15 protein-coding genes are annotated in these 22,437 nt (G+C 29.1%); all 15 read left to right on the top strand.

Going from position 1 to position 22,437, the window contains the following annotated elements:
- Positions 1-71 precede the first annotated feature (71 nt).
- Positions 72-1,034 (top strand): methionyl-tRNA formyltransferase, encoded by a 963-nt coding sequence (gene fmt / locus RWS90_RS00925; protein ID WP_314548038.1) that lies wholly within the window; start codon positions 72-74, stop codon positions 1,032-1,034.
- Positions 1,027-2,352 carry a 16S rRNA (cytosine(967)-C(5))-methyltransferase RsmB gene (gene rsmB, locus RWS90_RS00930; protein WP_314548040.1) on the top strand — a complete coding sequence of 442 codons (1,326 nt, stop codon included), beginning with the start codon at positions 1,027-1,029 and terminating at the stop codon, positions 2,350-2,352. The genes fmt and rsmB overlap by 8 nt, the downstream gene beginning before the upstream one ends.
- Positions 2,346-3,479 carry a 23S rRNA (adenine(2503)-C(2))-methyltransferase RlmN gene (gene rlmN, locus RWS90_RS00935; RefSeq protein ID WP_314548043.1) on the top strand — a complete coding sequence of 378 codons (1,134 nt, stop codon included), beginning with the start codon at positions 2,346-2,348 and terminating at the stop codon, positions 3,477-3,479. Before rsmB ends, rlmN begins: the two co-directional genes overlap by 7 nt.
- On the top strand, positions 3,457-4,203 hold the full coding sequence (locus RWS90_RS00940) for a protein phosphatase 2C domain-containing protein (protein ID WP_314548045.1): 747 nt from the start codon (positions 3,457-3,459) through the stop codon (positions 4,201-4,203). The genes rlmN and RWS90_RS00940 overlap by 23 nt, the downstream gene beginning before the upstream one ends.
- Positions 4,193-6,112: a Stk1 family PASTA domain-containing Ser/Thr kinase gene (pknB, locus tag RWS90_RS00945; RefSeq protein ID WP_314548047.1), complete on the top strand. Its 1,920-nt coding sequence runs from the start codon at positions 4,193-4,195 to the stop codon at positions 6,110-6,112. The genes RWS90_RS00940 and pknB overlap by 11 nt, the downstream gene beginning before the upstream one ends.
- Before the next feature lie 85 nt (positions 6,113-6,197).
- Positions 6,198-7,946 carry an excinuclease ABC subunit UvrC gene (gene uvrC, locus RWS90_RS00950; protein ID WP_314548049.1) on the top strand — a complete coding sequence of 583 codons (1,749 nt, stop codon included), beginning with the start codon at positions 6,198-6,200 and terminating at the stop codon, positions 7,944-7,946.
- A 131-nt stretch (positions 7,947-8,077) separates the two neighbouring features.
- Positions 8,078-8,992, top strand: coding sequence for a fumarylacetoacetate hydrolase family protein (locus tag RWS90_RS00955; protein WP_314548051.1), 915 nt, complete (start codon positions 8,078-8,080; stop codon positions 8,990-8,992).
- Between the two features lie 16 nt (positions 8,993-9,008).
- Positions 9,009-10,148 carry a recombinase RecA gene (gene recA, locus RWS90_RS00960; protein WP_314548053.1) on the top strand — a complete coding sequence of 380 codons (1,140 nt, stop codon included), beginning with the start codon at positions 9,009-9,011 and terminating at the stop codon, positions 10,146-10,148.
- A gap of 6 nt (positions 10,149-10,154) precedes the next feature.
- A complete protein-coding gene (prli42, locus tag RWS90_RS07835; protein ID WP_399541398.1) occupies positions 10,155-10,250 on the top strand; it encodes a stressosome-associated protein Prli42 in 96 nt (31 codons plus the stop codon).
- A 253-nt stretch (positions 10,251-10,503) separates the two neighbouring features.
- Positions 10,504-12,687, top strand: a complete 2,184-nt coding sequence (locus RWS90_RS00965; protein ID WP_314548056.1) for a UvrD-helicase domain-containing protein — start codon at positions 10,504-10,506, stop codon at positions 12,685-12,687.
- Between the two features lie 6 nt (positions 12,688-12,693).
- A complete protein-coding gene (gene ligA, locus RWS90_RS00970; RefSeq protein ID WP_314548057.1) occupies positions 12,694-14,685 on the top strand; it encodes an NAD-dependent DNA ligase LigA in 1,992 nt (663 codons plus the stop codon).
- Positions 14,685-14,960: a LapA family protein gene (locus RWS90_RS00975; RefSeq protein WP_314548058.1), complete on the top strand. Its 276-nt coding sequence runs from the start codon at positions 14,685-14,687 to the stop codon at positions 14,958-14,960. Before ligA ends, RWS90_RS00975 begins: the two co-directional genes overlap by 1 nt.
- A 35-nt stretch (positions 14,961-14,995) precedes the next feature.
- On the top strand, positions 14,996-17,257 hold the full coding sequence (gene recJ / locus RWS90_RS00980) for a single-stranded-DNA-specific exonuclease RecJ (RefSeq protein ID WP_314548060.1): 2,262 nt from the start codon (positions 14,996-14,998) through the stop codon (positions 17,255-17,257).
- 18 nt (positions 17,258-17,275) lie between these two features.
- On the top strand, positions 17,276-17,893 hold the full coding sequence (locus tag RWS90_RS00985) for a thioredoxin (protein ID WP_314548062.1): 618 nt from the start codon (positions 17,276-17,278) through the stop codon (positions 17,891-17,893).
- A 219-nt stretch (positions 17,894-18,112) separates the two neighbouring features.
- The gene (locus tag RWS90_RS00990) at positions 18,113-22,384 is read left to right on the top strand and encodes an NEAT domain-containing protein (RefSeq protein WP_314548063.1); all 4,272 of its coding nucleotides are present in this window, start codon (positions 18,113-18,115) and stop codon (positions 22,382-22,384) included.
- The last annotated feature ends 53 nt before the right edge of the window (positions 22,385-22,437 follow it).

Here is a 22,437-nt window from a genome sequence, read left to right on the forward strand (position 1 = left end):
AATGAATAATAGAACAATATTAGAAAATATGGTATAATTATTATGATTAAATTCTTTATTAGGAGAAATAAATGAACAATAAAAAAATAGTATTTATGGGAACGCCAAAGTTTGCTGTTCCGGTATTAGAAATGTTAATAGAAAACTATGGAGTTGATTTAGTAATAACTCAGCCAGATAAAAAAGTAGGAAGAAAAAAAGTATTAACGCCTCCACCTGTAAAAGTAGTAGCTTTAGAAAATAATATAAAAGTGCTACAACCTGAAAAAATATCAACAGATGAGGAGACATATACTATATTAAAAGATTTAAATCCGGATATTATTATTACGGCTGCTTATGGACAATTAGTTCCTGAAAGAATCTTAGAGATTCCACAACATAAATGTATAAACGTTCACGGTTCTTTACTACCTAAATTACGTGGAGGAGCTCCTATTCAATATTCTATTCTTGAAGATCATGAAAAAACAGGTATTACTATCATGTATATGGTTAAAAAACTTGATGCTGGTGATATGATTTCTAAAGTAGAGGTTGATATTCTTGACAGTGATAATTATGAATCTTTACACGATAAACTTTCAATTGCCGGTCGTGATTTATTAAATGAAACTTTACCGAAAATTTTTAGTGGTGATATTGCGCCTGAAAAACAAAATGAGGAAGAAGCTACATTTGCTAGTAATATTTTAAGAGAAGATGAGAAGATTGATTGGAATACTTCAGCTAGAGATGTATTTAATAAAGTTCGTGCATTAGATCCTACGCCAGGGGCATTTACATTTTTAGATGGAAATGTACTTAAGATTTGGTCTAGTGAAGTTGTTAAATTAGATGTTGAATCAAATTTTGATAAAGCAGGAACTATTATTAGCCAAGATAAGAAAAACATTTATGTTTTATGCGGTAATAAAACTGTATTAAAGGTTAATGAACTTCAAGTGTCTGGAAAAAAACGTATGCCTGTAGTTAATTTTCTATCAAATAAGAAAGACTATGTGGGGACAATTTTAGGTGAAGAAAATGAGTAGCATTAATGCTAGAAGTCTTGCATACGAAGTATTATTTACGATCATTCAAGAAGATGGATATAGCAATATTACTTTAAATAAATATTTTAATCAATACAAAGTTGAGGAACAAGATAAAAGATTTATAAGTGAGGTAGTATATGGTACTATTAAAAATAAATTGTATTTAGAACATATACTTAAATCTTATTCTAAAGGAAGAGTTAAACCAAAGGTTAAAATTATTTTATTAATGAGTATTTATCAACTTCTTTATATGGATAAGACTCCAAATTTTGCTATTATTGATGAAGCTGTAAAATTAAGTAAAAAAATTGCTGGAAATATTACGGGTAAATTTGTTAATGGTATATTAAGAAATATTGAAAGAAATGCTAAAAACTTAGAATTAAAATATAAAAATGAAACTGAACAATTTTGTGTGGAAAATAGTTGTCCTAAAGAATTATTTGATATTCTAAACAAACAATATGGTAAAGAAAAAGCACAAAGTATAGTTGTTTCATTTAATCAAAAAAGTAAGAATAGTATTAGATATAATCCACTTAAAACGACAAAATCAGACTTAATAGAAAAATTGGGTAGTGCTGTTAGTGAAAGTGAAATTTGCGAGGATAGCCTTATTTTAAATAAATTAAATATTGATAATTCTTTATTTTCTAATGGTTACTATATTATTCAAGATGAGGCTAGTGCTTTAGTTGCGTCATCAATAGGGTTGCAGGTTGATAAAGAGTATAAAATATTAGATACATGTGCAGCACCTGGTGGGAAAAGTTTACATATTGCAAGCAAGTATTTTAATTCTAGTTTAGTTTCATGTGATAAATATATACATAAGCTAAAATTGATTGAAGATAATACAGCAAAACTTGGTATTTCAAATATTGAAATAAAAGAACAAGATGCAACTATAAATAATTCTTCATTTAATGATAAATTTGATATAGTAATTTGTGATGTTCCTTGTTCAGGTATAGGGGTTATAAAAAATAAACCTGAAATTAAATATAAAATCACAAATTCACATGTAGAAGATATATCAAAACTACAATATCAAATATTAAATAATAGTAAAAAATATGTGAAAAATGATGGGATACTGATGTATTCTACTTGTACTATCGATAAGAGAGAAAATATAGAAAACATTAATAAGTTTTTAAAAGAAAATAAAAACTTTAGATTAGAGAATATTTCTCTAAATAATAGTATAGTTAAAGCAAGAAAAAATGGTGTATTAGAAATACTACCTGATGAATATAGTTGCGATGGTTTTTTTATCGCAAAACTTAGAAAAATGGAGGCAAAATGTTAATTTCAGATTTTAAAGGTTATAAAAAGTCTAGATGGTTAAAAGATTTTGATAAAATGTCTATATATTCTTTAAGGTTAGATCAACTAGAAGAATATATTGTTAGTATAGGTGAAAAGAAGTTCAGAGCTAAGCAAATTTTCGATTGGTTATATAAAAAGAGAATTACAGATTTTTCAGAAATGAAAAATGTTCCTAAGTCTTTACAAGAAAAATTAGCTGAGGAATTTGAAATCACTACTTTAAATACAATTATTAAACAAGAGTCAGCGGATGGTACTATGAAGTTTTTATTTGAACTTCAAGATAAATATACAATTGAAAGTGTACTTATGAAAAATAAATATGGGAATTCGCTTTGTGTAACTACACAAGTAGGTTGTAGAATCGGATGTACTTTCTGTGCTTCCACTTTAGGTGGACTAAAACGTAATTTAGAAGCAGGCGAAATTGTTTCTCAAGTTTTAAAAGTTCAACAAGAATTAGATAAAAGAGGCGAACGCATTTCTAGTATTGTAATTATGGGAATTGGTGAACCATTTGAAAACTATGATGAAATGATGGACTTTATTAGAATTGTCAATAGTGATGAAAGTTTCAATATTGGTGCACGACATATCACAGTTTCTACTTCGGGAATTGTACCGAAAATTTATGATTTTGCTAATGAAAAAGTTCAAATAAATTTTGCTGTATCTTTACATGCTCCAACTAATGAGTTACGTAGTAAGATAATGCCTGTTAACAGAGCATACAATATTGATAAACTAATGGAAGCTCTTAAATATTATCAAAAAACTACGAATCGCCGTATTACTTTTGAATATGGTTTAATGGGGCAGGTGAATGATCAAAGAGAACACGCGGAGAAGTTATCTGAGATAATTAAAGATATTAACTGTCACGTTAACTTGATTCCAATTAACTATGTACCTGAACGTAATTATGTTAGAACAAGTAAGAGTGATATTTTCGCATTCGAAAAAGTTCTTAAGAAAAATAAGGTAAATGTAACGATAAGAAGAACACAAGGTGACGATATAGATGCAGCTTGTGGGCAACTTCGTGCCAAAGAGCGTAAGGATGAGGTAAAAGGAGGAATTCCAGATGCCACTAGTATATTCGTATAATAGTAACAAGGGTAGAAAAGAAAGAAATGAAGATGCAGTTAGTGTTAGTAAAAACAAACAAGGAGAAGTACTTGCCGTTGTTTGTGATGGTGTAGGAAGCCATAGTAAATCAGCTTATTCTAGCAATTATATTGTTTCTACATTAGAGAAGGAATGGCAAGATTTAACGTTTGCTAATTTTAATAATATGAAAAATTGGCTATGTGATAAGATTGAAAAATTAAATCTTGAGTTATTTGAAAAATCTCAAAATAAGAATAAAAAAATGGGAACTACTATTGTGGCTGTAGCAACTTTTGATAATCAAGTAGTTGTATACAATATTGGTGATAGTAGTGCTTATGGTTTAACTAAAGATAATGAAATTGATGTTGTAACAGTTGAAGATTCTTTTGTTGGTGCTTTGATTAGTGCGGGTGCTATTACTGTTGAGGAAGCAAAAACTCATCCTGAAAGACATGTATTAACTCAAGCGTTGGCAACAAAACCAAATATAGAACTACATACATTTATTGACGATTTAAACAAGTATGACTATTTTTTAGTTTGTTCAGATGGATTAACTAATATGATAGAAAATGAAGAAATTCAAGATATTGTACGCAATAATGAATTATCTACAGCGATTGATAATTTAATTGATATTTGTGTAGAGCGCGGTGGAGTAGATAATATTTCAGTAGCTATAATAAATAATCTAGGGGGTGTAAACCATGATAAATAATATTATTTGTAATAGATATAAAATCTTGGATCATCTAGGGACTGGTGGTATGGCTACGGTTTGGCTAGGATATGATACAATTTTAGATAGAAAAGTTGCTATAAAAACTTTCAAAATTGATGCGAATGATGAAGGAGCTGTAAAAAGATTTAATAGAGAAGCGAAAGCAGTAACTAGTCTTTCACATCCTAATATTGTTTCTATATATGATGTTGAGAATGAAGGAGATTTTTATTATTTAATACTTGAATATGTAGAAGGTATGACTTTAAAGGACTATATGATTAAAAATCCTCGTATTCCGATTGAGACTATTGTACATATTGCTAAGCAAATAGCAGCAGGGTTAAGTCATGCGCATCAGAATGGTATTATCCATAGAGATATAAAACCTCAGAATATATTAATGGATGATAATTTAACTTGCAAAATTACGGATTTTGGTATTGCAAGAGCATATGGGGATACAACTCTTACTCAAACTAACCAAATGCTGGGTACTGTATATTATTTATCTCCAGAACAAGCTCGTGGGAATGTCGCTACAGCCCAAAGTGATATTTATTCACTAGGTATTTTAATTTTTGAGATGATAACTGGGCAAATTCCTTTTAAAGGTGAATCAGCTGTAGCTATTGCATTGAAACACTTACAAGAGGAGCTACCTGAAATTGATAAATACAGAGAAAAAGTTCCTCAAAGTGTGAAGAATATTGTTCTTCAAGCAACTATGAAAAATCCAAACGAAAGATATATTAGTTCAAAAGAATTATTTAATGATTTAAGCACTGTTTTAAATCCGGAGCGTTTATATGAAAATAGATATACTGGATTTAAATTAAATACCGAACCCGTTAACAATTATAATCAGACACAATATATTGATACACCTGTTAACGATAATTATTATGATTATAATAATAATAATAATCAAGAAGATGATTATTATGAATATGAGGAAGATAATGGTCAAAACAATAGAAAAAATAATAGACGTTATCAATCTAAAAAGTTACCTAATAATAGTTATAACAATGTAAATAAAAAGCGTGAAAAGGAAGAAACTTCCAAAGCTAAACATATATTTTTAGCAATTTTAGCCATTGTTGCAATAGCTGTTGGTACATTCTTCACTTATAATTATGTAGTAGGAGCTAATAGTGTTTCAGCACCTGATGTTCGTAATAAGACTCTTGATGAAGCTAAGGTGGCTATCGTTAAAGCAGGTCTAGAAGTTGGAGATATTACCGAAGTAGCTAGTGATGATGTTAAAGAAAAGACTGTAATTGATAGTGATCCTAAAGCTGGTAAAAAAGTCAAAAAAGGATCTACTGTAGATTTACGCGTTTCGTCTGGTAAGAAAACAGTCGATATGCCAAACTTTATCGGCATGGATGAAGATACTGTTAAGAGAAACGCATCTAAATTAGGATTTAAGAATATCACTGTTGAAAAAGTAGAGAGTGATAAATACGATACAGGTAAGGTTGTTGCTCAAAATATCACTGCTGGAACTGAGATAGTTCCAAAAGATAAGGAATTAATTATTCAAGTTTCTAATGGTAAAAAGAAAATTACAATGCCTAATCTAGTTGGTGAAGACAGTTCTAACATTGAAAGTATCCTTTCATCATATGGATTTAAGAACGTTTCCTATAGAGAAGAATACTCTGATAAAGATAGTGGTACTATAATTTCACAAAATATCAGAACTGGATCTAGTATAATTCCAAGTGAAGAAAGCTTAGAGATTACTATTTCTAAAGGTAGAGAAAGAAGTTCATCAAGAGATAGTTCAGATAGTGATTCAAGATCTAGTGATAGCAGTTATTCTTATAGTAGTAATAGTAATAGAAGCAACTCTTCTCGATCTAATTCTAATAGCAATAGAAGCAGAAGCAATAGCTAATTATTGAGTACAAAAGCGCAGTAGAGATTTTATATTTCAACTGTGCTTTTTATCAAATTATTAATGTGAACTAATGGAGACTTATATGAATTTAACATTACAAAAAAAATTAGAATTATTACCAGAAAATCCTGGGTGTTATTTATATAAAGATAATATCGGTGAAATAATTTATGTTGGTAAAGCTAAAAACCTTAAAAATAGAGTAAAAAGTTATTTTACAGGAACACATAATAAAAAAACACAGACTCTTGTTTCAAAAATAGAAGATTTAGAGTACATAATTGTTAATTCTGAAAAAGAAGCATTATTACTAGAGAATAACTTAATAAAAAAATATCGTCCATATTTTAACATACGATTAAAAGATGATAAAAGTTATCCTTATTTAATGATTACTAAGGAAGAACATCCTAGATTAATCATGACTAGAAAGTATAAAAAGAACAATAAAAATATATATTTTGGACCTTATGTTGATATTAAGTCTGCTGCAGAAGTTAAGAAAATATTAGATAAAATATACCCTTTAAGAAAATGTAATCCAGTAGAAAAAAGACCTTGTATGTATTATCAAATTGGTGAATGCATAGGCCCTTGTGCGAAAAAAATTACTCCGGAAGATTACAAAATACAAATTTCAAAAATAAAGTCGTTTTTAACTGGTAATACTAAGGAAATATTAACTGATTTAAAAAATAAGATGCAAAATCATATTAAAAATTTAGAGTTTGAAGCGGCTGGTCAGATTCATAGCTTTATAAGATCTATAGAGGTTTCTGTTCAAAATCAAGTAGTATCAGATAGTAACAATGTCGATAGAGATTATATAGGTTTTACATTTAATAACGATTATATTTGCATCCAAATATTTTTATCAAGATTAGGTAATATAATAGAACGAAAAGTAGAATATTTTAATTTATATGATAGTCCTGAGCAGATTTTGTATTCTTATTTAATGCAGTATTATTCAATTAATAAACTTCCAAAAGAAATATATATTGATCAAGTTGATGAAGATTTACTTTCTTATGTTGTTGATTGTAAAGTTATAATCCCTAAAAGAGGTAATCATAGGAAAATTTTAGATACAGTAAAAGAAAATGCTTCGCATTATTTAAATAATAATTTGGCTATTGAAGAGCTTAAAGAAAGAAAATTACAGGTAACACTTAATAATATTGCTGAGAAATTAGGTGTTAACTCAATTAATAGTATCGATGCTTTCGACAATTCAAATATTATGGGAATTGATGCTGTTTCTGTTAAAGTTAATTTTACAAATGGTAAGAAGAACACATATAATTATAGAAAGTTTAAAATTGACGAATCTATAGGTATTAATGATGTTCAAACTATGAAAGAAGTTTTGTATAGAAACTATAAAGATAAAAAGACAAATACAGAGTTGCTTATAGTGGATGGCGGTAAAAATCATCTCAATGTGGCTATAGATGTAGTACACAATACTCTTGGATTGACTCAAATTAAAATAATTGGTTTAGCGAAAAATGATAAACATATAACTGAGTATATTATTACTGATGATTATGAAATTATCGAATTTCCTAAAACTTCATCAGAATATTTATTTTTAAAACAGATTCAAGATGAAGTTCACAGATTCGCTATTACTTACCATAGAGCAACAAAAACTAAAAATATGTTTACTTCTAGTTTAGATAATATACCTGGTATAGGAAAAGCTAGAAAACAACTATTATTAAAATCATTCAATTCTTTAGAAGAGATAAAAAACGCATCGGAAGATAAGCTTTTACAACTAGGAATTCCTAAAAATGCAATACAAAATTTAAAAAATAAACTTTAGAAACTTAAGTTATCCTTATTTTTCAAATAAAAATATACGGATAACTTAATTTTTTTGAATTATTATATAGAAATATTGCTAAAAGTATGGTATAATAACTTAAAGAAATTATAAAAGTCGAGGAGGCAACTATGAAATTTTTATCATTCAGTTATAACGATAAAGAATTATATGGAGTAAAAGTAAAACGTGAAGAAAGTGCATGGGACTTAATTAAAGTACTAGAAGATTTCGATAATAGTGAAAGTATTCCACAAACTTTAAGAGAAGCAATTGAAGTATATGGTGTTTCTTTTATTGAAAAAGTAAGAAAAGTATTAAAATTAGTTGAGGAAAATAGTAACGCTGACAGTTATAAAGTACCATTTGATAAAATAATTTGGCGTTCTCCAATCACAAGAACACCTAAAAATATTCTTTGTGTTGGACATAACTATGAAGCACACGTTAGAGAACTTGGCGATGAGTTAGCGAAGACTCCTAAAGATGTTCTTATCTTTACTAAAGCAACAACAGCTTTAGCTGGTAATAACGAAGTAGTTCCATCTCATAAAAATATTACAGATAGCTTAGACTTTGGAGGAGAGCTTGCAGTAGTAATAGCAAAACCAGGTAAAAATATTCTTAAACCTTTAGTATTAGATTATATTTTTGGATATACAATTATGAATGATATTACAGCTACTGATCTTCAGTATAAACATGGACAATTTTTCTTAGGAAAATCATTAGAAAAATCAGCTGTAGTTGGACCATATCTTGTTACCAAAGATGAAGTTAGTTCACCAGAATCAATGAATATCGTTACAAAAGTAAATGGTGAGATTAAACAAAATGCTATGACTTCTGAAATGTTATTTAGAGTTGATGATGTATTAGCTGAAATTAGTAAAATAGTACCACTAGAAGCTGGAGATATCATTGCAACAGGAACACCTGCAGGGGTAGGATCGGCACAAAATCCACCAAAATTTTTACAAACAGGTGATGAAATCAAAATCACTGTTGAGGGAATTGGTACATTAACTACTGTAATCGGAGACTAAGTAGAAAGGAAAAAAAATGGCAAAAAAATCTAAAGACAAACAAGTTACACATATTGAAAAAGACGATTTAAAAGCACGTCAAGCCGCTATTAACGAAGCCATAAAAATAATCGAAAAAGAATATGGTAAAGGGGCTATCATGGATATTTCTTCTGAAAATCCAATTAAAGTAGAAGCAGTATCATCTGGTTCACTTGCAATTGACTCAGCTTTAGGTATCGGTGGATATCCTAAAGGTCGTATTGTCGAAGTTTATGGACCTGAATCTTCTGGTAAAACAACAATAGCACTTCACGCTATTGCAGAAGTTCAAAAAACAGGAGGAATAGCTGCGTTTATAGATGCTGAAAATGCTCTTGATATTGAGTATGCTAAAGCCTTAGGTGTTGATTTTACACCTGGTAAATTCTTCCTATCACAACCAGATAGCGGAGAGCAGGCACTTGATATTGCCGAAAAGTTAATTTTATCTGGAGCAATTGATATTATTGTTATTGACTCTGTTGCTGCATTAGTTCCAAAAGCAGAAATTGATGGAGTTATGGGAGCAAACCATATCGGACTGCAAGCTAGACTTATGTCTCAAGCTCTACGTAAATTAACAGGTCAAATAAATAAAGCAAATACTATCGCATTATTTATTAACCAACTTCGTGAAAAGGTTGGAGTAATGTTCGGAAGCCCTGAAGTAACAACTGGGGGCCGTGCATTAAAATTCTATTCTACTGTTCGTATAGATGTTCGTAAAGGTGAAGCTATAAAAGGTGCAGATAGTGAAATTCTTGGTAATAGAACTAAGATTAAAATCGTTAAAAATAAAGTAGCACCACCTTTCAAAATTGCTGAAGTCGATATTATGTTCGGTGAAGGGATTTCTAAAATTGGAGAAACTCTTGACTTTGCGGTCGATTTAGACATTATTAACAAATCAGGTTCATGGTTTTCATATAATGGCGAACGCCTAGGCCAAGGTCGCGAAAATGTTAAGAAAATCTTTGAAGAAAATGAAGAACTTTACAACGAAATTTATGGACTTGTAAGGGAAGAAATTATGAACAAAACTGGGAAAAAGAATAGCTCAGTAGATGAAGACGAGTCAAATAATGATATTGATGAACTTGATTTAGGGATAGAGACTTTAGGTGAGGTTGAATAATAATATATGAATAAAAAAGTATTTAAAATTGTATTATGGTTAATGATTTTTTGTATATTAGCAAGTGGATTTATTTCTGCAATTGCTATGTTCTTGAAATAAATATACAAAGTAAATAAAAATAAGGGCTACCCCAAAAGTCCTAAATTTTAAAAAAGTTTATATGAGAACTCATAGACGCAGCGGTTTATTGATATCTAAATTCGAATTATAAAAGCTTTTTAGATATCTAATGAACTTTGCGGGGGTGACTCGACAAAATCTTGTTTCTTAAGAAATCGTGATTTTTGAGTCACTCCCTTTTATTTTGAAAATATGATAAAATATTAATAGACAAAGAATAGGAGAAATAGTAGTGAATTTTGTACAAAACATGAACGATAATCAGTTAAAGGCTATACTAAAAACTGAAGGTGCAGTTATGGTAATAGCGGGTGCTGGTAGTGGAAAAACGCGTGTATTAACAAACAGAATAGCTTATTTAATTGCAGAAAAAAATATTTTAGAAAGTAATATCCTTGCTATTACATTTACAAATAAGGCTGCTAAAGAAATGAAAGAAAGAATCTACGCATTGGTTGGCGAGACTTCAAAATACATTTGGATAAATACCTTTCACTCTATGTGTGTAAGAATCTTGCGACAACACATTGAATTATTAGGTTATAATAAGAATTTTACAATTCTAGATACAAGTGAGCAAAAAACAATAATAAAAAATATAGTAAAAAATCTAAATTTATCTGAGGATTCTTATCAACCTGCAAATGTTTTGAAAATCATATCTAATTCAAAAAATAATATGATTACGGTAAAACAACTTAGAGAACAGTCTCGCTTTGGATTTATGAAAAATGTTGCAGAAATATATGCTCATTACCAAAGCTATTTAAAGAAAAATAGTGTTCTTGACTTTGATGATCTTATGCTTAAGACAATAACTTTATTTACAAAACATCCAGAAGTTCTTGCAATTTATCAAAATAAATTTGAATACATCCATGTTGATGAGTATCAAGATACCAACGTCATTCAATATAAACTAATAAAAATGTTGTCAGAAATACATAAAAATGTCTGTGTAGTTGGTGATGATGATCAAAGTATTTATAGCTGGCGCGGAGCGTGTAGTGATAATATTATAAATTTTGAAAAAGACTACGATAATGTTGAATTAATCTTCTTGGATCAAAACTATCGTTCTAATTCAACGATATTAGATGCTGCTAATGCTGTTATTAAAAATAACACAGATAGAAAAGAAAAAGCATTATGGTCAGAAAATAAAGGTGGTGGCAAGATTTCTGTATATGCTGCATCTAATGATAAAGATGAAACAGATGACATCGCTAGAAAAATTTCGGAACTAAAAAAAGAAGGTATTTCATATAAGGATATAGCAATATTATACCGTGCTAACTATCTTTCTCGTCAGATGGAAAATTCATGTTTAGCATTTGGTATTCCATACAAACTTATAGGTTCCCTTAAGTTCTTACAACGTCAGGAAGTTAGAGATTTACTAGCTTATTTAAATGTAATAGTTAATAGAGATGATGAATTCAGCCTAAGAAGAATTATTAATGTTCCAAAACGTGGAATTGGTGCTAGTTCAATGGATAAAATCGATAACTATGCTTCACAATATGGTATTACTCTATTTGAGGCACTTAAAAATATTGAAGATATAGGTGTTTCAAAAAAAATAGTAACTAATATTCATTTATTAATAAATCTTATTGACAAATACTCAGAGATTGACAAATACTCAATTGATGAACTTATAATTGGTATTTATAAAGATTCTGGTTATGAAAATATGCTAAAAGAATCAAACGATGCTTATGCTGAGAGTAGAATAGAAAATATTTCTGAGTTAGTATCTTCAGCTAAACAGTTTTCTAGTATGAATGATAGTCTTATTGATTTTATTTCTGAGATGTCACTTACTTCTGATGCTGACGATGAAAATGAAGATGATTCTGTTGTATTATCTACTATTCATGCTTCTAAAGGTTTAGAATATAAAGTAGTATTCATTATGGGATTAGAAGAAAATCTTTTCCCTTCTATACGAGATGCTGAGAGTAGCGCTGATGAGAAAAACAAAATGGAAGAAGAACGTCGTCTTGCCTATGTTGCTATAACACGTGCAAAAGAAAAATTATTCATGTCTTACGCTAATCGACGAATGCAGTTTGGATCTATTAAGATGAACAAGCGATCTAGATTTTTAGATGAAGTTCCGAATAAACTTATGCACTTTGAATCTGCTTTTGGCGGAAGTTTTGAATCGACTGAGTCTAGCTTAGAACAGGCTAATAAATTTATAAGCAACTTGAGTCCAAAAATTAAAATAGCAGATAAACCAAAGACTTCTGTAAGTACAAATTACGATATTAATGATATTGTTGTTCATAAAAAATTCGGAGAAGGCACTGTCCTTGATATTACCGATGACAATGTTAAAGTGGAATTTAGTGAAGTTGGTACTAAAACTCTATTAATAGAATATGCTAACCTTACTAGAAAGGAATAATTATTTATGATACAAATTAAAGAAGAAATTTCTAAACTGGTTTCTTTATTAAACAAGTACTCTTATGATTACTATGTTGAAGATAATCCTCAAATTTCTGATACCGAGTATGATACGTTATATAAACAATTAGAAAAGCTTGAAGAAAAACATCCTGAATTTATCTTAGAAAATTCTCCTACGCAAAGAGTAGGGGATAAGGTTCTAGACGAGTTTGAAAAAATTACTCATAAAGTTCCAATGTTAAGTTTATCAAATACATTCTCTACTGAAGAATTAAGAGAGTTTGATTCTAGGGTAAAAAAATTAGTACCAAATGATAAAGTTGAGTATATTTGTGAATTGAAAATTGATGGTCTTGCTATCTCTATTAATTATGAAAATGGGAAACTTGTTAGTGCAGCTACTCGTGGAGATGGCACAGTTGGAGAAGATGTTACTGAAAATATAAAAACTATATTTTCTATTCCGAAGGTACTAAAAGAAAAGAGATCATTTGAAGTTAGAGGTGAGGTGTATTTACCTAGAAAGTCTTTTGAATTATTAAATAAAGAAAGAGAAAATAATAACGAAGTATTATTTGCAAATCCTCGAAATGCTGCAGCAGGTTCCTTAAGACAATTAGATTCAAAAATTACTGCAAAAAGAAGATTATCTGCATTTATTTATTCAATAGTAGGTGATGATAGTATTATGTCTCAAGAACACGCCTTAAATATTGCTGAAGATTATGAACTTCCGGTTAATCCAAATTTTAAATTATGTAAAGATATCGACGAAGTAATTAGCTATATTAACTATTGGACTGAAAATAAAAAGGATTTACCTTATGATATCGATGGTATAGTTATTAAAGTAAATTCATATTCTACCCAAGAAGAAATAGGTTATACGCAAAAAAGTCCAAGATGGGCTACTGCATACAAGTTCCCAGAAGAAGAACTTGCAACAAAACTACTAGATGTAGAACTTAGTGTTGGTAGAACTGGGATTATTACTCCTGTAGCTATTCTAGATCCTATAATTATATCTGGTTCTACAGTTTCTAAGGCATCTTTACATAATAAAGATATAATTAACGAACTTGATATTCATATTGGAGATATGGTAGTAGTAAAAAAAGCTGGTGAGATAATTCCTAAAGTGGTTAGAGTAATTAAAGAATTGAGAACTGAAGGAACTAATAAATACATAATGCCAACAATTTGCCCATCTTGTAAAGAACAAACATATGTTAAAGAAAACGATCCTTTTACAAGATGCAAAAATCCAGACTGTCCTGATCAAAATATTAGAAAAATAATTCATTTTGCTTCTAGAGAAGCGCTGAATATCGAAGGACTAGGTGATAAAGTAGTTGCAACACTATACGAGCAAGGTATAATTTCTCACACTATAGATTTATTCTCATTAGATAGAACTAGATTAATATCATTAGATCGTATGGGAGAAAAATCGGTTGATAATCTATTAAATGCAATTGAAAATGCCAAACAGAGTTCATTAGATAAAGTAATATTTGCTCTTGGAATTCTTAATGTTGGAAAAAAAGCTAGTAAAATATTAGCTGAAAAATATTTAAATCTTACGAATTTCATGAATGCAACGTTAGATGAACTTATAAACCTAGATGATGTGGGTCAAATAACTGCTGATTCTATTTTAGATTATTTATCAGATGAAAATAATATTAGATTTATTAACGATTTAATTAGTATTGGAATGAATCCTCAATATGAAATTAAGGAAGTTAATACAGATAATATATTTGCAGGTAAAACCGTTGTTTTAACGGGAAAATTAGTTGAATTAACTAGAAATGAAGCTAAAGAGTACTTAGAGAAAAATGGTGCGAAAGTTACCGGTAGTGTTACTTCAAAAACTGATTTAGTAATTGCAGGTGAGAAAGCAGGTTCTAAACTGGCAAAAGCGGAGCAGTTAGGAATTGAAGTAATTAATGAAGAACAATTCGCAATCATGGTTAGAGAGGTGCAATAATGGATAATAAATTACCATATAAAGTATTTGGTATTGTTATTGTATTCGTATCAATAATTACATTTTTCATTATGAATTACAATTCAGTACCTGTATCATTTATATTTTTCACGGTTAAATTACCGTTAACTATATTGTTTTTTGTTTGTTTCTTTATGGGAATAATAGCCGCAAGTTTTTATTGGTATCAAAAATATAAAACTTTGGTGAGGAAATACGAAAGAACTGAAAAATTATTATTTACAAAAGAAAAATTAGAAGACACAAATGAATAATAGGATAGAAATTAGTATAGAAATGAGGTGAAAAAATGGGAATAAAGTATAATTGGATTTATCCAAATTATGATGAGAATTTTATAAAAGAACTTGAGTCTTATAATATTTCTAAAAATATATCAAAAATCCTTAATGCTAGAAATATTACAGATATGTCATCGGTAAAAAAATATTTTTCTGATGAATATGAAGAAGGTTACGATCCATTTTTAATGTTCGATATGCAGAAAGCTGTGGATAGAATTAATGAAGCTATTGAAAATGAGGAAAAAATTCTTGTTTATGGAGATTATGATGCCGATGGTATCACATCAACAGTTTTATTGGTTGAAACATTACTATCCCTAGGAGCAAATGTTTCTTCGTATATTCCGAATCGATTCGATGAAGGATATGGTCCTAATAAAGATGCATTTACTAAAATTATTGATTCTGGTATAAGTTTAATTATAACTGTTGATAATGGCATTGCAGGAGTTGAAGAAGTTGATTTAGCGAACGACCTTGGCTGTGATGTTATTATAACAGATCACCATAAGATTCAAGATACAATACCAAATGCATACGCTATTATTCATCCTGAGCATCCTGAGGGAAATTATCCTTTCAAAAAATTAGCTGGAGTGGGTGTCGCGTTTAAACTTGCTCATGCATTGTTAGAAATTTTTCCAGATTTCCTGCTAGATTTAGTTGCTATTGGAACGATAGCTGATATGGTATCTCTTACTGATGAGAATAGAATATTTGTAAAACAAGGTTTAGAATTATTAAATGAAGATCCTCGTATTGGTCTTAAAATGCTTCTTGAATTATCTAGTATAGATACTAAAATAGATGAGCAAACAATAGGTTTTTATATAGCACCTAAATTAAATTCAATAGGTAGAATGGATAGTGCAAAATTAGGATTAGCTTTCTTAATGGCTGAGGATGCTACTAATGCTCGTAATCTTGCTGAACAAATTGAAAAATTTAATATAGAACGCAAGCAAGTTACAGAAGAGATAGTTAAAGATGTAATAACTACTATTGAAAGCTCTGAAAAAAAAGATAAGAATGTTATTATGATATCAGGAGATTACCACGAGGGAGTATTGGGGATTGTCGCTTCTAACATAGTTGAGAGATATCAAAAACCTGTATTAATAATGAATTATAAAGACGGTATATTAAAAGGGTCAGCGCGTAGTATTTTCGACTTTAACATCTATACAGCGATGAATAAGATATCTGATTTATTTGTTGCATTTGGAGGACATACATTAGCTGCAGGGTTTTCTTTTGAAGAAAAAAACTTTGATAAAATCGAAGACTTTCTCCATAAGGAATATGAAGAATACAAACAAAATAATGAATTAAAATCAACAAAAAATATAGATATCGTCACTTCTTTAGAAGAGATTAGTTATCAGTTTCTTAGTTCTTTAGAAGTATTAAAACCTTACGGTATGGATTTTGAAAAACCTACTATTTTACTAGAGAATGCAATGGTTCTAAATAAAACTTATTTTGGTTCTGAGAAACAATACTTAAGATTAACAATTGCAGATGAAGTAGGTAATTTAGAGTGTATTAGTTTTAAAGATAACAAGGCATTTGATAAAGTAGAAAAAAATGATATAATCGACTTATTATGTACTCTAGACAAAAATAATTTCAATGGACGTACTAAACTACAAGCACATATAGTTGATATTGAAATAAAAGAATTCTTATTTGAAGATTTAAGATTTATAAACTATGATATTAGCAAAATAGATAGTAATTGTTTAAAACTTTCAAAAACAATCGATGATAATGCTAATAATTTCTATTTATACAAAAATATTGATAATATAGGTGAAAATTTTGATTATATTTATTTATTAGATATACCAAATAGTATGGACTATATAGAAAAAATAGTTGAATGCAAACCTAAAAAGATTTATTTAGTCTGTGAGGAAAAACATATACTTTCGGAAAAATATCAAATTGATAAAGATAGACTAATTAAGTTGTTTAATATTATTTTATCGACTACGAATAAACAAATTAACATTGCCCAACAACTAGATAAGTTATTAGTAGCATTAAACACAAATGTTGATAGTCTAAAAATAATGATTCAAATTTTTCAAGAATTAAACTTAGTTAACTTTGAAAATAATACTATAATTTTAAATAAAAATTATAAAACTGTCGATCTAAAACAATCGGCAAGCTTTGTTAGAATGGAGAGTATATTTGAAACAGAAAAGATACTCTTAAAAGAGAGCATAGCTAACATTAATAAATTATTTAAAAATAAATAAAATTTTAAGGAGAAATAAATGAAAATATTATATTTTTGGGACGCATATTGCGGATGGTGTTATGGATTTAATAAATTGTTTACAGAATTTTATAAAAATCACACTGATGTAGAAATTGAGATAGTTTCGGGTGGACTGTTTATATCACAAAATAGTAAAAAAATTTCTGAATATACATTTAATAATAAAGAAATAGTAGATATGTATAAAGTTGAATTTGGAGAAGCATACAATAAGGTAGTAGAAGAAGGTGAACTTGTTCTAAATTCTGTACAACCTGCAATAGCACTAAATACAGTTAAAGAATTACTTCCAAATTCAAAACTACTTGATTTTGCTTATGATATGCAAAAAAAATTTTTTATTGAAGGAAAGAGTCTAAGTGAAGTTGGTACTTATCTAGAGTTATGTGAAAAATACAATTTAGATTATTCAGAACTTGCACTTAAACTTACAATAGCATTTAAAGATACAAATCCAATACAACAAGACTTTTTAAAAACTCTAAATCTTGGTATAGAATCTTATCCTACTGCGGTTATCGAAAAAAATGGCGAATACTTTGATTTAGTAGGATATGCAACAGAAGCAGAAGATATAGAAATCCATTATAATTTAATAACTACAAGGCTCTAAGACCATGCATTAATTAATTTTCATTGTGGCAAATTTATGAACAAAAATTTTAGAGAGAAATCCTATGAATTCAGCGTTTTTATAACTTTATTCGTGGATTTTCTCTCTAATTTTTTTTTATTTTGATGATTTTACTTGTATATCCTTTTCTGTTGTAGTATAATATGTTTATAATTAAACGATACTTATTATCAGTACTAAATTTATTGGAGGCATTCTATGACAAAAAAATATAATAGCAAATTCATAGCTGGATTAGCAGTTCCTATCTGTTTAACAATAACTACTACGGGGATATCTAATCCTATATTAAATACAAAGTTAAATATCGCTTATGCTCAAGGTGAACAAAGTGAAGGTTTTAAAATCTATGAAGCTGAAATAGGAGGAAGTGGTTCTTTAGAATTTACTGTCGAAGGTAATGATATATTTAATAAATACTGGAAAAATGTTGATAAACTATTAATCGATGGAAAAGATTTTGGTTTTAATAGTGAGTCATCTGCTTCTAAAAATTATACATTATATGGTAATACTGTATATATTAGTAATAAAGATATAGAAGCTCATTATAATAAACAAAAGAAACACAAAATTGAATTTATATTTAAAGATGGTTCAAAAGCAGCATATGAAGATGAAGGGTATGTAGATCCAACTGCTAAACCAAAGTTAATTAATGAAGGTTTAAAAATAACAGAACCACAATTAGATAATAATTCACTAATATTCTTCTTAGAAGGATCTGATATTTATAAGAATTACTGGTCAAAAGTTTCTAAACTTACAGTAGATGGGAAAGATTTTGGTTTCGATAAACAAAACACAAATAGTAAATTTTATAAACTTTATGATGGTCAAGTAACTGCAATAGATAAGGCTATAACAGATCATTATAAAAAACAAGACAAGCATAAAATTGAATTTACATTTGAAGACGGTTCTAAAACAACATTTGAAGATACTGGGTATGTTGAACCAAGTACTGAGTCAAAAGAAAATGAAACTGATTCTAACAAACCTGCTTCAAATGCTAAATATACTATAGTCAAATTAGAAAAAGGTGAAAATTGGCAACACAATAAACACTTAACATTAGAGTTATCTGACACTTCAGTTTATGATAATTTTGTAGATGAAATAGCTAGTGTAAATCTAAACGGAACAACTGTAAACAAGGATGTTTTCAAGGATAAGGTAGAAACATCAAAATATCTTGGGATCAGAATTTTTAACGAAGATTTAGTGAATGCTTTAAAAGATGCAGACAATAAATTAGAGATTACACTTACTGATGGAACTATAATTTCTTATCCAACTTCAACTGATAAAAAAGAAGATTCAAAACCTACAGAACCAAAACCAGATACACCAGCTACTAGCGCATCATATGCTCAAAAAGATTTAGTTACTAAAGTAGAAAAGAATAGCTATGGGGATGAATTAAACATTACTCTTGCAGATGGATTTAAAGCAGAAGATGTTCTTAAAAATACTAAAGAAGTTATTATCAATGGAAAAACTTTCAACATATCACTGTTTAGTAAAAACTGGAAAGGTCAAATCGTTACTTTCGATGATGGTGGAGAAAGCCTTAAAGCATTTAAAGCATGGAACTTTGATGGAGAAAATACCATCGTATTTAAAGCAAATGACAATAGTGAAAGTAAAGCATATACAACTGGAAACAAGGTAGCTGAAGAAAAACCAACAGAAAATAAAACTTCTGAAAAACAAGGGGAAAAAACTTATTCGCTTACTGATAAATTAGAAGATGGTGAATACACTTTAGGATTTAACGCTTTATACGCTGATGGAAGACAAGGAACTTCTATGTTAGAAGGATTCTTTGATAAAAATGTAAAATTAGTAGTTAAAGATGGAAAAATGAGTATAACTATGTTAAACACTTTATTTGCTCATGGATTATACGATTTTGCTATTCAGAATAAAGGAAACTGGGCATCTGGTGTCAAAGAGAACTTTGGTGAAAAGAACTCTGCAGGTCAATATGACAGAGCGTTATTTACTCTACCGGTAGAAGATTTAGATCAAATACATTTAGGTGGTGTTATAGTTTCTTATATGGGTTCTTTAGAAAGTGATAAAGGAAACTTCGATAAATACACTAATGTTAAACTAAAATTCAAACCTGAAATTAAAAAAGGATGGAATGGATTTGAATTAATCGAAAAGGATAACAAGGCTCGTAAACAAAGTGAATCCCTTCTTCAGAAAAAATTAATCGCTAATGGTGTGGATACTAATAAAGATGGTGTTGTAACTGAAGATGAACTAAAAAACTTCACTGGAGATATTAACCTTGGATCATTCGAAATTGATGGAAAAGTAGATAAAGGTGCAATTTATAATTTAGATTTATTAAAACATATGGGGGCTGGTGTTAAATCATTCTCATCTGACAGTAATAACTTTGGAGAAATTCCAGAAGACTTATTTAAAAATGCAGTTAATATTGAGCGTATAAATCTAGGTGGAAATGGAATTACTAAACTTCCTGAAAAATTATTTGCTAACAATAGTAAATTAAAAACTTTAAACTTATCAGCCAATAATTTAGGAAATGTACCTGAGAATATTTTCGAGAACAATCCTAATTTAGAATCTGTAGAATTTAGTCAATCTTGGCTATCTACTTTACCAGCTAATGTATTCGCTCATAATAATAAATTAAAAACAGTAAGTTTATCTAACAATAAAATAGTATCATTACCAGATGATTTATTTAAAAATAACCCTCAATTAACGTTCTTAGCTGTAACAGATAACGAACTTACAAAATTACCTTCAAGTGTTGCAAGTTTAGCAAATCTTACTCAACTTTATGCTGCTGACAATAGACTAACTGCATTACCTGAAAATGGTATTAATCTTACTAAATTAAGTACATTAGTTTTAAATAATAACAATATCACAACTTTATCGGATGAATTATGGAAAACTCTAGCTAAAAATAAAGCAACTGTTAGATTGGTAAATAACCAAATTAGTAATATTCCGTTAGAATTAATAAAAGCTAATGGTAGTCTTCAAATTCTAGATATAGCAAATAATAATCTACCTGCTACTTTACCATTCAACGAAACGGATACAAAATTATTAGGTATCTCTCCTAATGTCACTCAAGGATACTATCCACAAAAACAAGCTATTGAATTAAATGTTGTAGCAAAAGATAATAAGATTACAATTGAACCTAAAGATGAAAAATTAACTATTCTTAACTTGTTGCACTGGTACAGAGGACGATCAGAATTCTACGGTGGAGAAGGTATCTTACAAGGATTGGAAAAATATAAAGAATTCTTAGCAAAACAAAATAAAACTATGGCTGAACTTCTTAAGAGCGACGATTACGGACGAAATTGGTATATCGTAACAAAAGTTGAGCGTTTACGTGGAAACGAAGTTAAAGAACTGAGTTCTACAAGTGTTTCAAATGAAGATGATAAGAAATTAGAAATCTCAGATAATGACATGAAAGCTGGAGATAAATATCTTATCACTAAAGTTCTTTACGAAAAAAATGCAACTAATATAGATGATAAGATTATAGAGATTCATGCTGTAGTAGATGCTCAAATGAAAACAGAAGAACCTAAAGTTGAAGATAAAAAAGAAACTCCTAAACCAGTAGAGACTACTGATCCTAAAACATCTGAAAATAAATCAAAAGATGATAACAAAGTAGAAGAGCATCCAGAAATTAAACTACCTGAAAATGACGAGAAAGGTAAGGTTAGTGATACAGAGTTTGACTTATTAAGAAAAGAGACTCTAACAAATATTGATAATGATAATAAACTAAGTGGATTAGAAAAAGACCAATTGGTATCTATCGTTAAGAATGCTATTTCGACTGATACTCTTGTTGATACATTATCAGATGGAATCGAAGTTAAAGTTCAATTTGATAATTCTACTGTTAACGCCAAAAAATTCGTAGCTAAACAATCTGATGAAGCTACTTCACTAAAAGCTGAGCAATTAGTAAAACAACTAGACGGAAATCGTAGCGTTGTTAAAACTATAGATCTACACTTCACTGATGCTGAAGATAACATAATTGATAAACAAGGCGGTACAAGAGCAGTTACTCTAACTGTTGTCGCAAACGAGAATGAAGAATTAGAAGTATACTATGTAAATGGAGATAAATTAGAGAAAGTTCCAAGTATTTACAAAGATGGAAAACTAACATTCTATACAAGTCACTTTAGTACATATACTATCGTGAAAAAATCAAATAACCAAACAGGAAATAATTCTAATGGAAAACTTACTATTAATGACCTAAGAGGAGATAATAGCGGAAATACAACAGCTAACGGAGGATCAGAAGTAGCTCCTAAACAAGGATTAACTGGATTACTACCTAAAACCGGATTAACAACAAGTAGTATACCAACAATTGCATTGTTAATGTTAGGTGCAGTAGTAGCAAGATTAAGATTTAGAAAAAATAAATAGTATATAATAAAAAAGATAGCGGTGATCAATAAATAACATGATCCGCTATCTTT

It is taken from the genome of uncultured Gemella sp., assembly GCF_963529685.1.
Taxonomy (GTDB): domain Bacteria; phylum Bacillota; class Bacilli; order Staphylococcales; family Gemellaceae; genus Gemella.

Bases quoted from the DNA above. Each gene is read 5' to 3' on its own strand.
- rsmB (WP_314548040.1), top strand. From the start codon at position 1,027: ATGAGTAGCATTAATGCTAGAAGTCTTGCATACGAAGTATTATTTACG.
- recJ (WP_314548060.1), top strand. From the start codon at position 14,996: ATGGGAATAAAGTATAATTGGATTTATCCAAATTATGATGAGAATTTT.
- pknB (WP_314548047.1), top strand. From the start codon at position 4,193: ATGATAAATAATATTATTTGTAATAGATATAAAATCTTGGATCATCTA.
- RWS90_RS00990 (WP_314548063.1), top strand. From the start codon at position 18,113: ATGACAAAAAAATATAATAGCAAATTCATAGCTGGATTAGCAGTTCCT.
- RWS90_RS00985 (WP_314548062.1), top strand. From the start codon at position 17,276: ATGAAAATATTATATTTTTGGGACGCATATTGCGGATGGTGTTATGGA.
- RWS90_RS00940 (WP_314548045.1), top strand. From the start codon at position 3,457: ATGCCACTAGTATATTCGTATAATAGTAACAAGGGTAGAAAAGAAAGA.
- recA (WP_314548053.1), top strand. From the start codon at position 9,009: ATGGCAAAAAAATCTAAAGACAAACAAGTTACACATATTGAAAAAGAC.
- fmt (WP_314548038.1), top strand. From the start codon at position 72: ATGAACAATAAAAAAATAGTATTTATGGGAACGCCAAAGTTTGCTGTT.
- ligA (WP_314548057.1), top strand. From the start codon at position 12,694: ATGATACAAATTAAAGAAGAAATTTCTAAACTGGTTTCTTTATTAAAC.
- prli42 (WP_399541398.1), top strand. From the start codon at position 10,155: ATGAATAAAAAAGTATTTAAAATTGTATTATGGTTAATGATTTTTTGT.
- RWS90_RS00955 (WP_314548051.1), top strand. From the start codon at position 8,078: ATGAAATTTTTATCATTCAGTTATAACGATAAAGAATTATATGGAGTA.
- RWS90_RS00975 (WP_314548058.1), top strand. From the start codon at position 14,685: ATGGATAATAAATTACCATATAAAGTATTTGGTATTGTTATTGTATTC.
- uvrC (WP_314548049.1), top strand. From the start codon at position 6,198: ATGAATTTAACATTACAAAAAAAATTAGAATTATTACCAGAAAATCCT.
- rlmN (WP_314548043.1), top strand. From the start codon at position 2,346: ATGTTAATTTCAGATTTTAAAGGTTATAAAAAGTCTAGATGGTTAAAA.